The 13,828-nt window shown below is 45.0% G+C and carries 13 protein-coding genes; 11 read left to right on the top strand and 2 right to left on the bottom strand.

Going from position 1 to position 13,828, the window contains the following annotated elements:
* Nucleotides 1-6: 6 nt before the first annotated feature.
* The 7 genes from ACHUFM_RS13620 to ACHUFM_RS13590 all read left to right on the top strand — a co-directional run bounded on the left by ACHUFM_RS13620 (nucleotide 7) and on the right by ACHUFM_RS13590 (nucleotide 7,837).
* Nucleotides 7-876 (top strand): L-ribulose-5-phosphate 3-epimerase, encoded by an 870-nt coding sequence (locus ACHUFM_RS13620; protein ID WP_394182758.1) that lies wholly within the window; start codon nucleotides 7-9, stop codon nucleotides 874-876.
* Between the two features lie 347 nt (nucleotides 877-1,223).
* Nucleotides 1,224-2,231 (top strand): 3-dehydro-L-gulonate 2-dehydrogenase, encoded by a 1,008-nt coding sequence (yiaK, locus tag ACHUFM_RS13615; protein ID WP_394182756.1) that lies wholly within the window; start codon nucleotides 1,224-1,226, stop codon nucleotides 2,229-2,231.
* 70 nt (nucleotides 2,232-2,301) lie between these two features.
* Nucleotides 2,302-3,810: a sugar ABC transporter ATP-binding protein gene (locus ACHUFM_RS13610; RefSeq protein ID WP_394182754.1), complete on the top strand. Its 1,509-nt coding sequence runs from the start codon at nucleotides 2,302-2,304 to the stop codon at nucleotides 3,808-3,810.
* A gap of 64 nt (nucleotides 3,811-3,874) precedes the next feature.
* Nucleotides 3,875-4,924, top strand: a complete 1,050-nt coding sequence (locus ACHUFM_RS13605) for an ABC transporter permease (RefSeq protein ID WP_063332900.1) — start codon at nucleotides 3,875-3,877, stop codon at nucleotides 4,922-4,924.
* Nucleotides 4,925-5,001: 77 nt separating this feature from the next.
* On the top strand, nucleotides 5,002-6,114 hold the full coding sequence (locus ACHUFM_RS13600; protein ID WP_394182753.1) for a substrate-binding domain-containing protein: 1,113 nt from the start codon (nucleotides 5,002-5,004) through the stop codon (nucleotides 6,112-6,114).
* Between the two features lie 79 nt (nucleotides 6,115-6,193).
* Nucleotides 6,194-7,135 (top strand): SMP-30/gluconolactonase/LRE family protein, encoded by a 942-nt coding sequence (locus ACHUFM_RS13595; protein WP_394182752.1) that lies wholly within the window; start codon nucleotides 6,194-6,196, stop codon nucleotides 7,133-7,135.
* A gap of 27 nt (nucleotides 7,136-7,162) precedes the next feature.
* The gene (locus ACHUFM_RS13590; protein WP_394182751.1) at nucleotides 7,163-7,837 is read left to right on the top strand and encodes a hypothetical protein; all 675 of its coding nucleotides are present in this window, start codon (nucleotides 7,163-7,165) and stop codon (nucleotides 7,835-7,837) included.
* A 106-nt stretch (nucleotides 7,838-7,943) separates the two neighbouring features.
* Here the strand turns inward: ACHUFM_RS13590 and ettA are convergent, their stop codons facing one another.
* On the bottom strand, nucleotides 7,944-9,605 hold the full coding sequence (gene ettA, locus ACHUFM_RS13585) for an energy-dependent translational throttle protein EttA (RefSeq protein WP_394182750.1): 1,662 nt from the start codon (nucleotides 9,603-9,605) through the stop codon (nucleotides 7,944-7,946).
* 192 nt (nucleotides 9,606-9,797) lie between these two features.
* Nucleotides 9,798-10,712 carry a DMT family transporter gene (locus tag ACHUFM_RS13580; RefSeq protein ID WP_394182749.1) on the bottom strand — a complete coding sequence of 305 codons (915 nt, stop codon included), beginning with the start codon at nucleotides 10,710-10,712 and terminating at the stop codon, nucleotides 9,798-9,800.
* 135 nt (nucleotides 10,713-10,847) lie between these two features.
* Between ACHUFM_RS13580 and nrdR the strand changes: the two genes are divergently transcribed.
* From nrdR to ACHUFM_RS13560, 4 genes are all read left to right on the top strand, one after another.
* Nucleotides 10,848-11,345, top strand: coding sequence for a transcriptional regulator NrdR (nrdR, locus tag ACHUFM_RS13575; protein ID WP_394182748.1), 498 nt, complete (start codon nucleotides 10,848-10,850; stop codon nucleotides 11,343-11,345).
* On the top strand, nucleotides 11,335-12,480 hold the full coding sequence (ribD, locus tag ACHUFM_RS13570) for a bifunctional diaminohydroxyphosphoribosylaminopyrimidine deaminase/5-amino-6-(5-phosphoribosylamino)uracil reductase RibD (RefSeq protein ID WP_394182747.1): 1,146 nt from the start codon (nucleotides 11,335-11,337) through the stop codon (nucleotides 12,478-12,480). Before nrdR ends, ribD begins: the two co-directional genes overlap by 11 nt.
* Before the next feature lie 239 nt (nucleotides 12,481-12,719).
* A complete protein-coding gene (nusB, locus tag ACHUFM_RS13565; RefSeq protein ID WP_394182746.1) occupies nucleotides 12,720-13,220 on the top strand; it encodes a transcription antitermination factor NusB in 501 nt (166 codons plus the stop codon).
* Nucleotides 13,221-13,431: 211 nt separating this feature from the next.
* On the top strand, nucleotides 13,432-13,728 hold the full coding sequence (locus tag ACHUFM_RS13560; protein WP_394182745.1) for a DUF6172 family protein: 297 nt from the start codon (nucleotides 13,432-13,434) through the stop codon (nucleotides 13,726-13,728).
* Nucleotides 13,729-13,828 lie beyond the last annotated feature (100 nt).

Here is a 13,828-nt window from a genome sequence, read left to right as displayed (position 1 = left end):
TAAATAATGATCGAATTTTCAAAGACATTTCGTTTAGGCATTTATGAGAAAGCACTACCGGCTGAGTTAAATTGGCGTGAGCGTTTAACCCATGCCAAAGCTTTAGGTTTCGACTTTCTGGAAATTTCGGTGGATGAAACTGATGAGCGACAAGCTCGTCTTGATTGGACTGATGAGGAAATTTACGCACTTCGAGACCTATGCATAGAACTGGATATGCCGCTGCAATCTATGTGTCTGAGCGCCCATCGGAAATACCCTTTTGGTTCGATGGATGACAAGGTTAGAACTCGTGCTTTTGACATTATGGAGAAGGCCATTGCGTTAGCTTATAAGCTTGGTGTGCGATGTATTCAGATGGCGGGTTATGACGTCTATTACGAACCTCAATCTGCTGAAACACATCAGCGTTTCATTGATGGCATGCAGCGTGCGACGAAAATGGCTGAGCGAGCAGGGGTCTTGCTCGGGGTAGAGATCATGGATACGCCTTACCTAAATTCGTTGAGTAAATTTGAAGTGTTGAAGCGCGAGATTCCCTCTCCCTTTTTTATGGCCTACCCAGATGTGGGTAACATTTCTGGCTGGAACCATGATGTACCGACTGAGCTAAAGCTTGGTCAAGATCATATTGTCCAAATACATTTAAAAGATACTTTACGAGTGTCGCCGGAAAGCAAAGGGCAGTTCCGCGATTTGGTCATCGGTGAAGGGGAAGTGGATTTTCATGGGATTTTTAACACCTTAAAAGAAATCGATTACGCTGCGCCATTTGTGATTGAAATGTGGGCTCAAAATGATCATTGGTATGAGGATATTGCTCATGCTAAGGCCAAATTAGAGAGTATTGCGAATGAATGCGGTCTACCGCTTTAAGGTATCGCTATACCTTGTCTATCATGGACTAAGACATTGATTTATGTTCCATAGAGGTTTTTATGGCGAGGACGGTACCTTCGAAGGCGGTGCCGTCTGTTACTGTTGTTTTTATTCTACACCCCTCTTTTCCGTTTTTTCTCTATGCAAATAAACCAAATAATTCCTGATTGGCATGATTATGTATTTTTTCTTAAAAATTAAATAATTAGCTCTGCCTACTTTTTCTTTTTATAAGATTTTCAAAAATACTGATTAAAAAAGCTTCACATATTCTTACTTTATGTCATTATACGGAAATACAATAATAATATATTCCGCATATCGGAATTAAGGTTAAGTTTATTATGCCTATCGTTTCTGTAGAACTGCTTCAAAGTACCTATGAGAAAGCCCTATTGGCTCGTAACATGTCGCCAGATATGGCTAAGCGTTTAGCTAAGGGATTCGCTGATATGGGAAATGAAGGGGTGTATTCACACGGAATTAATCGCTTTCCTGTCTTCATCGGCCAAGTGGATAAAGGTCAAATCCAACTGAACGCGGTTCCAGAGTGCGTTAATCGCATGGGCGCACTAGAGCAGTGGGACTGTCATTATGGACCTGGTGTATTAAATGGCTTGATTTGTGCTGATCGAGCGATGGAATTAGCACGTGAATACGGCATTGGTATGGTCGGAATGCGTAACTCCAACCATTGGATGCGAGGCGGTGCCTATGTACTGGAAATGGCTCGTCAGGGCTTTGCTGGTATAGCGGCCACCAATTCTATTGCGGTTATGCCAGCTTGGGGTGGGAAAGACCATCGTGTTGGTACGAATCCTTTGATCATGGCCATAGCGGGTGATCCTCCAGTCTTAGTGGACTGCTCAATGTCACAGTTTTCTTATGGTCAGCTGCAAAACCATGTGCTTGCCGATAAAGAGTTGCCGGTAGTGGGTGGCTATGACAATGAGGGGAATTTAACGAAAGATCCTCATGTGCTTTGGGAGAACAAACGCGTTTTGCCAATGGGCTTCTGGAAAGGCTCTTCTATGTCGATTGTACTCGACATGATGTTGACCGCCATTACGGGAGGACGATCTGTACCGGCCATTACAGAAGATCAAGAAGGTGAATTTGGTGTCTCACAGTTTTTGATTGCCATTGACCTAAGTAAGACCATTGAAAAAACGCAGTTTGCCGCAGAGATGCAGCGAATTCGTGATTATGTCTTGGCTTCGGAACCGGCTGAAAGCGGTGAAGTGTCGATCGCAGGCTCTAAAATACAGAGCTTTATTGATAAGCATGAAAAAGCGGGCGGCATCGACATTCACCCAGATATTTGGGATCAGATCCAACAATTGGCGCAATAGTATTTATAAAGATCAGCATTAATAGACATCGATTACTTAACAATAAAAATAATGTTAATGAGGTGGGGTTATGTTGGAAACCAGTGAGCTGCAAACGCCAAACGCATCGCTTTTGCAGTTTAAGAATGTCACCAAAAGATTTGGCAATAGCATTGCCGTGAACGACGTGTCTTTTAATGTGGGCTCCCATTCTGTGGTCGCTCTATTAGGAGAAAATGGCGCTGGAAAATCGACCTTGATCAAAACCTTAGCCGGTATTTATCAAGAAGATCAAGGCGAGATCCTTTACCAAGGAACGCTGTTAGATCAAAAAAATAGACATCATGACGACATTGCCTTTATCCATCAGGATTTAGGTTTAGTCGATTGGATGACAGTGTCCGAAAACATGGCGCTTGCCATGGGCTATTGTAAAAAGTTCGGCTTAATAGATTGGCAAGCCACGGATGCCCGAGCCGCCGAAGCGCTGGCCAGCGTAAATGCCAATATTGACCCACGCACTCGCGTATTCCGCCTATCTCGAGCAGAGCAATCGCTGATTGCCATTGCCCGAGCCGTATACTGCAAAGCCAAAATTCTTGTCCTAGATGAACCTACGGCCAGTTTACCTGCCGCTGATGTGGAACGCTTATTTGGCGTGATTCGTGATCTTCGTCAAAAAGGAGTGGGCATGATTTATGTTTCCCACCGTTTAGACGAAGTCATGGAAATTTCCGACAGCATGGTCATCATGCGCGATGGTCTGTTGGTGGCAGAATGTCCTACTAAAGGCATGCAAGCAAAAGATCTCGTTGAGCTTATCGTCGGCAATGCTCAGAAAGACTTTCATCGCCAGAGAGTTGACACTAATGCTGCGACTGTACTTGACGTCACAGATTTTGAAGCTGGCAATGTAGGTCCCGTCTCCTTTCATGTTAAGCAAGGTGAAATCCTCGGTCTGATTGGCTTGCGTGGCGGCGGTCAGGGTGAAGTAGGTCGTGCGCTTTTTGGTGATTACCCGATTTTTAATGGTCAAGTTCGGCTAGACGGTCAATTGCTGAATTTGAATTCGACTACTGCTGCCATTCAGGCTGGTATTGGTTATGTCGCTGGCGAGCGGGGAGAGAACCTCGCGATGTCCATGTCGGTTCAAGATAATTTTTTCATTAACCCTTTGCTGGGTGAGACGTCTTTCTTTGCGCTGAATGCGTTATCTAAAGAGCAAGGTGTCGCAGAGGATTTGATTGATCGTTTTGATGTTCGTCCTAGAAATCCAAATCAAACTATCGAAAACTTAAGTGGCGGCAATCAACAGAAAGTCATTATGGCTCGCTGGTTGAACTTGAATAAGCGTGTCTTGATTTTGGATGAACCGACAGCTGGGGTTGATGTAGGGGCTAAGGCTGAAATCTACAACTTGCTTAAAACAGCAGTTAGTAATGGCCTAACGGTCATTTTAGTGTCGACAGATTTTGAAGAAATAGAAAAAATTTGCAATCGCTGTTACGTGTTCAGTAAGGGGGTTATCCACAAGGAATTGGCGGAAGAAGACATGACCTTTGCCAATATGCTGAAAGTGGCTTCGGCGGATGGTGACTAGCAGCAATGAATAATTGACAGAGATTTTCTAGCTAAAAAAACAAAAATATAGAGAGCAGCAGACAATGACGACTTCTATTAAATCTACGGCCCTAGAGCCGGACCATAATGATAAAAAATCAGAGAACGAGGGACCATTATCTCATCTTGGTCGTTACCTTCCGGTGTTTGGTTTGCCCATTTTAACCCTGTTATTGATTCTGTTTTTTTCAGTGTTATTGCCGGATACCTTTCCGACCATGCTGAATTTACGGTCAATCTTAAGTGATAAGTCCATCATTGCTATTTTAGCCTTGGCTGCCATGGTGCCTATGTTAACTGGGAAGATGGATCTGACTGTTGGTTACGGCATAGTGCTGTGGCATATTTTGGCGATCAGTTTGCAAACTAAGTTTGGTATGAGCTGGCAAATGGCGGTTTTCGTCGTTTTAGTCTGTGGCATGTTGTTTGGTTTGTTAAATGGTTTACTGGTCGAAATGGCGAAAATTGATTCCTTCATCGCTACGCTAGGTACCGGCACGGTGATTTATTCGGTTGCTCTTTGGTACACCGGAGGGCGTCAAGTAATCGGGTCGCTAGATGCCGATTTCTATGCACTTTCTAATGCCTTTTTCTTTGGTTTGCCTGCACCTGCCTTCTATGTGTTGGGTATTGCTATCTTGTTGTGGATTATGACTGAACGTCTGCCTCTAGGACGCTGTTTATATGCCATTGGCGCTAACCCAAGAGCCGCTGACTTAAATGGTATCCCGGCTAGAAAATATGTCATCGGTGCTTTTGTCACATCCGGTTTATTGACGGCTTTTGCAGGGGTTCTCTTGGCGGCAAAGCTGCGCATAGGACAAGCCAATGTCGGTTTGGAATTCCTATTGCCTGCACTGGTTGGTGCTTTCCTCGGTTCAACCACCATCAGACCAGGACGAGTCAATGTGTTGGGGACCATTATTGGTGTCTCTATTTTGGCTGTGGGTATTTCTGGGATTCAACAGCTTGGCGGTGCCTTTTACATTGAGCCTTTATTTAATGGCGCGACGTTATTGATTTCTATCGGTATTGCCGGATACGCCCAACGCCGTGGAGGTCGCATAAAACGAATTAGTAAAAAAAATGAGTAGTACGACAAACGAAATGAGTGAATGGTTTTGTAGTTTCATGTCTAGAAATAAAAACAAAAAACAGCGATGAGGTTACCATGAAAAAATATCAATCGATCTTAAAATTCAGTTCTTTAAGTGTATCTATATTATTGGCCATCGGTTCTGGAAGTGCTAACGCCGATGATTTTTTAAGCGAAGCTAAAGCTAAGGTTCAAGCTGCAACAGCGCCTTATAATAAGTGGGATGGACCCACTTCAGGCCCAACAGCAGAAGCGGATAAAACGATTGTATTTTTAGCTTCAGATATGCGAAATGGAGGCGTACTTGGGGTCAGTAATGGTGTTAGAGAAGCGGCAGGATGGACAGGCTGGAATGTTCGATTACTCGATGGGCAAGGCTCTGTGTCTGGTCGTACTGCGGCTTTTAATCAGGCGATAGCGTTAAAACCAGATGGCATTGTATTAGGCGGTTTTGATGTTAATGAACAAGCGGCGGCGCTTGAAATGGCGACGAAACAAGGTATCAAAGTAGTTGGGTGGCACTCTGCACCAAATCCAGGTCCAATTCCGAGCAAAAATGTCTTTTCAAATATTACGACTAGCGCAGATGATGTCGCTGAAATTGCTGCGTTAGCGGCTGTGGCAGGGTCTGATGGTAAAGCTGGAGTAGTGATATTTACTGACTCTGCTTATGCTGTCGCCATTGCAAAGTCTGATGCTATGGCTAAGGTCATTAAACAATGTAGTGGCTGTACCTTGATTTCGGTTGAGGATACGCCTTTATCCGATACGTCTACTCGTATGCCGCAATTAACCACCTCTTTGCTCCAACGCTATCAAAATAAATGGACTTATTCTTTAGGGATTAATGATCTTTATTTTGATTACATAGGCTCAGCTCTAAACGCGTCAGGTTTACCGGAAGACAAGCTTCCTCGTAATATTTCAGCTGGAGACGGAAGCCAATCTGCTTACTCGCGTATTCGATCTAACTTTAATCAAGTAGGTACCGTGCCAGAGCCATTGAATATGCATGGTTGGCAAATCGTTGATGAATTAAATCGATCGTTTGCGGGTGTGGCTGACAGTGGCTTTTCGACTCCTGTGCATTTAGTTACGCCTGGCAATATTCAATTTGACGGTGGTCAAAACGATATTTTCGATCCTGATAATAACTATCGTGAACATTATAAAGCTATTTGGAAGTAGCCTCTGTGTAAATCGTGAAGCTCTTTTGTATGTGAAAGGGCTTGTTATTTGAGTCTCTACGTTATTTTGGAGATAGAGTATGGCAGGCATCGAAAAGTTTGATAATAGATTGGAACGTATTTTATTGGCGGACTCTGTTCTAGAGAAAGTCTATACGGACGGGAAATGGTATGAAGGCCCTGTTTGGTTAGAAGTATCACAAACCTTATTGTGGAGTGATATTCCGAATAATCGAATATTAAGCTGGAATAGCGAACAAGGGGCAAGCATTTGGCGCTCTCCTGCCAACTTTACCAATGGTCATTATTTAGATTTACAAGGTAATTTATTGCATTGTAGTCATGGTGCTCGAGCGATAGAGAAAACGAATTTACAGACAGATGAAACCACAACCTTGGTAGACCGTTATCTTGGTAAACGCTTTAATTCTCCAAATGACTTAGTTGTTAAATCAGACGGTACTATTTGGTTTACCGATCCGCCTTATGGCATTTTATCTAATGTCGAAGGTTATAAAGCTGAGTCTGAGCAGGAGGGAAATTTCGTTTTCCGCTTCGATCCTGCTAACAATGAGTTATCTGTCGTTTGTCGAACGATTGAAGAACCTAATGGACTGGCTTTTTCCCCTGATGAGTCTCAACTTTATATTGCTGATACTTCTGCAGCATTAAGACAAGATGGCTCGGGAAACCATCATATCAAAGTGTTTGATGTTGAGCAGGGGGCGACATTAACGAATGAAAGACTGTTTGCCACAGTATCCCCCGGTTTAGCCGATGGTTTTCGTGTGGATGTGCAGGGTTGGATCTACACGTCGTCAGAAGACAGTATTCAGGTTTATCATGATGACGGGACATTATTAGGCAAAATTTTTGTCCCTGAAACAGTCTCTAACTGTACTTTTGCTGTTGATCGATCTTCGGATCATCTGGGCGAGACATTATACATTACTGCTTCTACTTCTATTTATCGTATTAGACTGAATACCAAAGGAGCCCGTCCGAGGAATTTAAGTGTTTGATATTGAATTTTTTTAAGGAATTATTAGATGAATTTTACAGAATACTCGGCCATTGTTCGTGCTTTTGACGGTGGTGTTTTCACCTCGATTACGAACAGTTATGATGATATTTGTCATGCACAAGATCAGTTAATCGCTGAGTTAATAAGCAAAGGGGCGGTTATCAAAGGCTGGAAGGTCGTAGAAGACTCCGGTTTGTTTATCCTCTCCCCTATTTTTGACTTTCAAGTTTTGTCGAATCAAAGTACCGAGATTGCGAGCCGTGATATATCTGGCATAGAAGTTGAAATTTGCTATCAGTGCCGTGTGCCTCTTTTAGCTCATGATATTGAATATGCGGTTAGCCAAAGTGAGCCTCTTGTCGCAATTGAAGTTTTACGTCCCAAGATCAATGAGCAGAGCTATCAGTCTTGTGACTTTTACTACCACTACGGCATGTTGGTGTCAGATCAGCCTATTGAGAGTGATTTTTCTTTGAAAAGTGGGCAAGAGTACCATTACTCAACAAGCGCCCCTGATTTCTTTGAGCAAAAGCGAGCGGTGTTGTTAAAAGGCGTTCAAGAATGTGTCCGACGAGGTTACATCGATGACTTCTTCTTCATGACGGGCAGTCTAAATGGGCTGATCGAAACCGATATTTGTTTGGGCAAAAACGAAGTCGTAGGTGACAGTGGCACACTGATTCGTGTGGATGTTGTGTAGTCCCATAAGTTATGAAAAAAGCCGCTTATGAACTGACCCCATAAAGTTGGACTAAGTTGGACTCTGTTCTAAGCGGCTTTTTGCTTTCTAAACGATATTGAACTGATTAAGCATCAATACGTTTGTATTTAATACGCGTTGGTGTTGCGTCGTTACCGGTACGTTGTTTGTAGTCGGCTTCGTATTCAGCGTAGTTACCTTCAAAAAAGACGGCTTTTGAATCGCCTTCGTACGCTAGGATATGCGTTGCGATACGGTCAAGGAACCAACGGTCGTGGGAAATAACAATCGCGGCGCCTGGGAAGGCCAGTAGTGCGTCTTCCAGTGCTCGTAAGGTTTCTACGTCAAGGTCGTTGGTCGGCTCATCGAGTAGCAATACGTTGCCACCTTCTTTCAGGAGCTTGGCAAGATGCAAACGGTTACGCTCACCACCAGACAAGTGTTTAACCAATTTTTGTTGATCAGACCCTTTAAAGTTAAAACGCCCAATGTAAGCACGAGACGGTACTTTGTAGTTGTGAACCGTGATCATGTCTTGGCCGTCCGCGATTTCTTCGAAGACGGTTTTGTCGCCATCTAATTCACGCATTTGGTCTACGTAAGCCAGCTGAACTGTGTCACCCAAGGTCACAGTTCCAGTATCAGGTTTTTCAACCCCCGCGATCATTTTAAACAGCGTTGATTTACCGGCGCCGTTACCACCGACCACACCGACGATGGCACCTTGCGGCACCACCATGTTGAAGTCTTCGAGTAGCATCTTATGTTCGAAGCTCTTGCTCACGCCTTCGATTTCGATGACTTTAGAACCAAGACGTGGGCCAGGTGGAATGTACAGCTCGTTGGTTTCGTTACGATCTTGGAACTCTTGAGAGTTCATTTCTTCGAAGCGAGCTAAACGCGCTTTAGATTTAGACTGACGCCCCTTGGCATTCTGACGAACCCATTCAAGTTCAGATTTGATGGCTTTTTGGTGAGATGCTTGTTGTTTGGCTTCTTGTTCCAAACGAGCATCTTTTTGCTCCAGCCAAGAAGAGTAGTTACCTTCGTATGGAATGCCGTGACCACGGTCTAATTCCAAAATCCAACCGGCTGCGTTATCTAGGAAGTAACGGTCGTGGGTAATGGCCACTACAGTCCCAGGGTAATCCTTCAAGAAGCGCTCTAACCAAGCTACGGATTCGGCATCCAAGTGGTTAGTTGGCTCGTCGAGAAGGATCATATCTGGTTTGTCGAGTAATAGACGACACAGTGCGACACGACGACGTTCACCACCTGAAAGGTGCTCAACACTGGCTTCCCATGGTGGTAGGCGAAGTGCTTCTGCGGCGACTTCCAAAGCACGCTCTAGGTTGTGACCTTCTTTTGCTTCGATCAAGGCTTCTAGCTGACCTTGTTCTTTGGCTAAGGCATCAAAATCGGCATCCGGTTCCGCGTAGGCTGCGTAAACGGCATCCAGTCGCGCTGTGGCGTCAATCACATCTGCGAAGGCTTCTTCGACGATGCCACGAACATTTTTAGTCGGGTCAAGGTGAGGTTCTTGTTCCAAGTAGCCGATTTTAATACCCGGCATAGGACGTGCTTCACCATTATATTCGGTATCAACGCCTGCCATGATGCGCAATAGAGTGGATTTACCAGAGCCGTTAAGGCCCAATACACCGATCTTAGCGCCTGGGAAGAATGAAAGAGAAATGTCTTTTAGAATTTCGCGTTTAGGTGGAACAACTTTTCCAACGCGATTCATGCTGTATACAAACTGAGCCATAACAGAGCCAACTTATTCCTGAGATTGATAAAACGCGCCTTACCATGATTAATGAAATTAGGCTTAATGATGGGATAGCGCGCTGATATATAAGTGCGCTAAGAATAGCACATGGGAACAAGGGGCAAAATATAACCACAGACAAGAAACACAAATTCCATAGTATTTTCTGGCGTTCATTTTAAGTGAGGGCTATGACTGACTGAATTGAATGATTAAGCCAGCGCCAATCACCACTAAAATGGCGCCCAACCAAGCGCCAAATGCTGGCCGTTGTCCTGTGGTGATCCATAATCCGGGAAGAATCAGTACTGGCACGACCGCGGATAAGGTCGTGACAATACCCACATTAGCATTACCAACCCCCCACACCAACACGCTCATGCCAATGACCATGCCGATAGTCGCTAGTGCACTGATGCCGATAAAGTCTCGCTTTGTCAGTTGTGAAAAAGGAATCGCATCGGCGGGTTGCTTGTGACGATAGTACAAACTGTAAGCCAGAATTAAGGCGATCGCCCCTGTTGTAACTCGCAGGCCAGAGACGGCAATTGGATCAGCACCGCTGAGCAAAGCCGGTTTACTCAATAACGCACCACTGGCCTGACCAAGCGCACCACCAAGGGCCATGACAATGCCAAACCCCAGATGACCGCGAGTTTGTTCCCACGCATGGGCATTGTCGCGTTTGCCAAATAAGATGGCGATGATGACACCGGTTAACACTAATCCACAGGCGAATAATTGCAGAATGGACAGATGTTCGTTGAGAAAGAGCCAGCCTAATACAATGGAAATGGGGGCGTTCATTGAGAATAAAACACCAGCTCGTCTTGGTCCAAGGCGATGAACGGCGGTGAAGAGCATGGTATCGCCTAAGAAAATACCCAATACACCAGATAGCATAACAAGCTCAGCATGTTGCCAAAGTGTGTCGTCAAAGCGGTCAGTCGCCAAACAGAGTATTAATAAAATGCTGCTGGCGATGGTGATTCGACAGGTATTAAAGCGCATGGTGCCAAAGCGCAGAATCAGTCGTGGTGCCATCAAACTGGACAAAGTCCAACATAGGGCAGCGACCAGACCGGATAATTCAGCAAAAGCCATTAGATTCCTTATTAATGTATTTACTGGGCGAGCAAACCGCGCGCTTAGTGGCTATCTAAGAATGGGGTTGGTATCATCTGAGCCAGAAATAAGAGCCAAACATTCTTACATCAAACCTGTGATATTGGAAGCACTATGCGATGCCCTTTTTGTGGAACTCAAGAGACTAAAGTAGTGGATTCTCGACTTGTGTCAGAAGGCGCACAGGTGCGACGTCGACGTACTTGCATACATTGTCAGGAGCGCTTCACCACCTTTGAAGTGGCCGAATTGCAAATGCCAAAACTGATCAAAAGTGATGGCAGTCGAGAGTCATTCGACGATGATAAATTACGTAATGGCATACTCAAAGCCATTGAAAAACGCCCTGTGAGCATGGAAGCAGTGGAAACCGCAATTACGCGTATTAAAGAAAAAATGCAGGCCACAGGTGAGCGGGAATTACCGTCTCGTTGGACGGGGGAAGCAGTTATGGAAGAGCTTCAGCGATTGGATCAAGTTGCTTATGTTCGCTTTGCTTCCGTGTATCGAAGCTTTAAAGACATCAGCGAATTCCGTGAGGCCATTGATCGCCTTGAAAGCCACAGTGTGGCATTGCCTAACGCCATTGAAGAAGACAAAGATGATGCATAACCACGAATATTGGATGACCAAAGCGCTGCAACTCGCTCAAAAGGGCCTGTTTACCACACATCCAAACCCTAGAGTGGGTTGCGTGTTAGTGAAACAAGATGAATTGATTGGACAAGGCTACCATGTGAAAGCTGGCGAAGGTCATGCTGAAGTCAATGCGTTAGCGGATGCCAAGCAAGATGTGAGTGGCGCGACCGCGTATGTCACCTTAGAGCCTTGCAGCCATCAGGGCAAAACACCACCTTGTGCCGACGCACTGATTAAGGCGGGAGTGGCTCGTGTTGTGTACGGTACGCAAGACCCGAACCCAGAAGTTGCGGGCAATGGTTTAGCGAAATTAAAAGCCGCAGGCATAGAGGTCGTTGGCCCCATCTTAGAAGCCGAATGCGAGGCTTTAAATCCTGGCTTCAATAAACGTATGCGTGAAGGTTTACCCTTTGTTCGAGTTAAATTGGCCATGAGCCTAGATGGTCGAACGGCGATGGAATCTGGTGAAAGTCAGTGGATTACAGGACCTGATGCGCGCTTAGATGTACAGAAATGGCGAGCTCAAAGTGATGCGATTGTGACGGGCATTGGCTCGGTATTAGCGGATAACCCTAGTATGACAGTACGCATTAATGAACAGGGGCAGCAAGTCGATGCTAAGACAGTTCGCCAACCTTTGCGTGTCATTATGGACACGGCACTTTCGATCGTGCCAGAAGCCAAGATTCTTTACCCTAGTTCACAGGCGTGCGTGTTTGCCATTGAAGAGGAAGTGGAAGCGGAGCACCTTGAGGTCTTGCAGCAAAAAGGGGTGCAGGTGAAATTTTCGCCTCCCGGAGACGACGGCCGCTTGGACCTGATTGATGCGATGGAACAACTGGCGGACATGGGCATTAATGAAGTTCTACTGGAAACGGGGGCTGAGTTGGCGGGCGGCTTTTTGCAAGCCGGCTTGATCGATGAAATCATTGTCTATATGGCACCGAAATTACTGGGCTCCAGCGCTCGTGCCTTATTCCAACTACCTATTGAGGTGATGGCTGATGCGGTAGATTTGCAGTTAAAATCTGTGCGTCAGGTAGGACAAGATCTACGCTTGGTGTATCAACCGGTTTATCTTGATGAGTCAGAAGACGAGCTGGAATGAGTGGCTAGAGATCACTGAGTCATTGCTTTCACTCGCTTTTTTTAGGAAAGCAGAAAAACCTTAAAAACTTGGTGAAATTTCGATAAGTTTGCCGAGAAACCTAGCGTAAATGTTGCTATAATCGCCCGCCAAGATAAAGCGTATTCTCGTGCTCTTGGCCATAACGGCTTAGAGTACAACAAAACAGGCTGAACACACATACTCAAAAGGTCGTGTAGTCTGGATAACTGAGGCAAAAAATGAGCGAAGTGGAAACTACAAACGAACAAAACCCAGCACCGCAGCGTAAGGACAAAAAACCTTCACGCTCACAAATGCGCAGTGCGTCGCGTCGTTTGGCATTGCAAGCTGTCTACCAATGGCAGATGAATCACACTGCGGTAAGTGAAATTGAAACCCAATTTGTGATGGACCAGGACATGGGAGCTTGCGATAAAGCTTACTTCCGTGAAGTGTTACAAGGTGTCACGTCTGGTGCTAAGAAACTGGATAGCCTGTTTGAAGAACTATTGGATCGTCCATTCGCAGAGCTTGATCCAATTGAACTCGCTGTATTGCGAATTGGTGCGTTTGAGTTGTCTGAGCGTTTGGACGTGCCATATCGAGTGGCGATCAACGAAAGCGTTGAATTGGCAAAAGGCTTTGGCGCCACAGAAAGTCATAAATATGTGAATGGTATTTTGGACAAGTTAGCACAACGTGTGCGCCGTGAAGAGATTGCCGCACGTCGTAAAAAATAAGCCAATTTATTGCTTTTAGACATCGAAAAGCCCCCGTTTATGGCTCATCGCTAATAAACGGGGGCTTTTTTATGGTGAGCAATGGTTTGTTGGTTTCTAGCATAAATAGGCGTGGCCTATCTATATCAATGGCTGGTGGCTGTCTAACCCGTTATCATAGGTACATTAAAGTAGCTAGAACGCCGCTTTACTCAATAATTTTAGGATCATAATGAAAAAGAACTTTGTGTTATCTCACCCCAAAAAAAACTACCCTCGCCTCATAGAAGAAGCAAAAAACGAAGTGAAGAAATACATTAAGCAGGAGCGCGCTAAGGCCTTACCAGAAGGGGCTGATTTTTGGGGATTTGACTGTAAGTTTGGACAAGTTGAAAGCAAAGCTCGTGAGATTCATGAAGGGGATATCAAGGTTAATATCAGTACTGCACAGAGTCAGAACTGGAAGTCTTTTTATCTGGAAGTGGTACCAACACCTAAGACGCGAATGAAACGCCCGAAAGAAGATTAATCTTGCGGTAGAGAACTATTCATGAGTGATTAACAAGGCTGATCAGCGATAAATGGTCGGCCTTGTTTGTTTTGCAGCGCTTGATCCTGCCTCACCGTTT

The organism is Marinomonas posidonica, assembly GCF_043643765.1.
GTDB classification, from domain to species: domain Bacteria; phylum Pseudomonadota; class Gammaproteobacteria; order Pseudomonadales; family Marinomonadaceae; genus Marinomonas; species Marinomonas posidonica_A.
Note: the sequence above shows the minus strand (reverse complement) of the source record. Positions and strands in the feature narration are given on the sequence as shown.

Coding starts and splice junctions, on each gene's coding strand:
- ACHUFM_RS13560 (WP_394182745.1), top strand. CDS start 13,432: ATGAAAAAGAACTTTGTGTTATCTCACCCCAAAAAAAACTACCCTCGC.
- ACHUFM_RS13590 (WP_394182751.1), top strand. CDS start 7,163: ATGAATTTTACAGAATACTCGGCCATTGTTCGTGCTTTTGACGGTGGT.
- ACHUFM_RS13610 (WP_394182754.1), top strand. CDS start 2,302: ATGTTGGAAACCAGTGAGCTGCAAACGCCAAACGCATCGCTTTTGCAG.
- ACHUFM_RS13580 (WP_394182749.1), bottom strand. CDS start 10,712: ATGGCTTTTGCTGAATTATCCGGTCTGGTCGCTGCCCTATGTTGGACT.
- ACHUFM_RS13600 (WP_394182753.1), top strand. CDS start 5,002: ATGAAAAAATATCAATCGATCTTAAAATTCAGTTCTTTAAGTGTATCT.
- yiaK (WP_394182756.1), top strand. CDS start 1,224: ATGCCTATCGTTTCTGTAGAACTGCTTCAAAGTACCTATGAGAAAGCC.
- ribD (WP_394182747.1), top strand. CDS start 11,335: ATGATGCATAACCACGAATATTGGATGACCAAAGCGCTGCAACTCGCT.
- ACHUFM_RS13605 (WP_063332900.1), top strand. CDS start 3,875: ATGACGACTTCTATTAAATCTACGGCCCTAGAGCCGGACCATAATGAT.
- ACHUFM_RS13595 (WP_394182752.1), top strand. CDS start 6,194: ATGGCAGGCATCGAAAAGTTTGATAATAGATTGGAACGTATTTTATTG.
- nusB (WP_394182746.1), top strand. CDS start 12,720: ATGAGCGAAGTGGAAACTACAAACGAACAAAACCCAGCACCGCAGCGT.
- ACHUFM_RS13620 (WP_394182758.1), top strand. CDS start 7: ATGATCGAATTTTCAAAGACATTTCGTTTAGGCATTTATGAGAAAGCA.
- ettA (WP_394182750.1), bottom strand. CDS start 9,605: ATGGCTCAGTTTGTATACAGCATGAATCGCGTTGGAAAAGTTGTTCCA.
- nrdR (WP_394182748.1), top strand. CDS start 10,848: ATGCGATGCCCTTTTTGTGGAACTCAAGAGACTAAAGTAGTGGATTCT.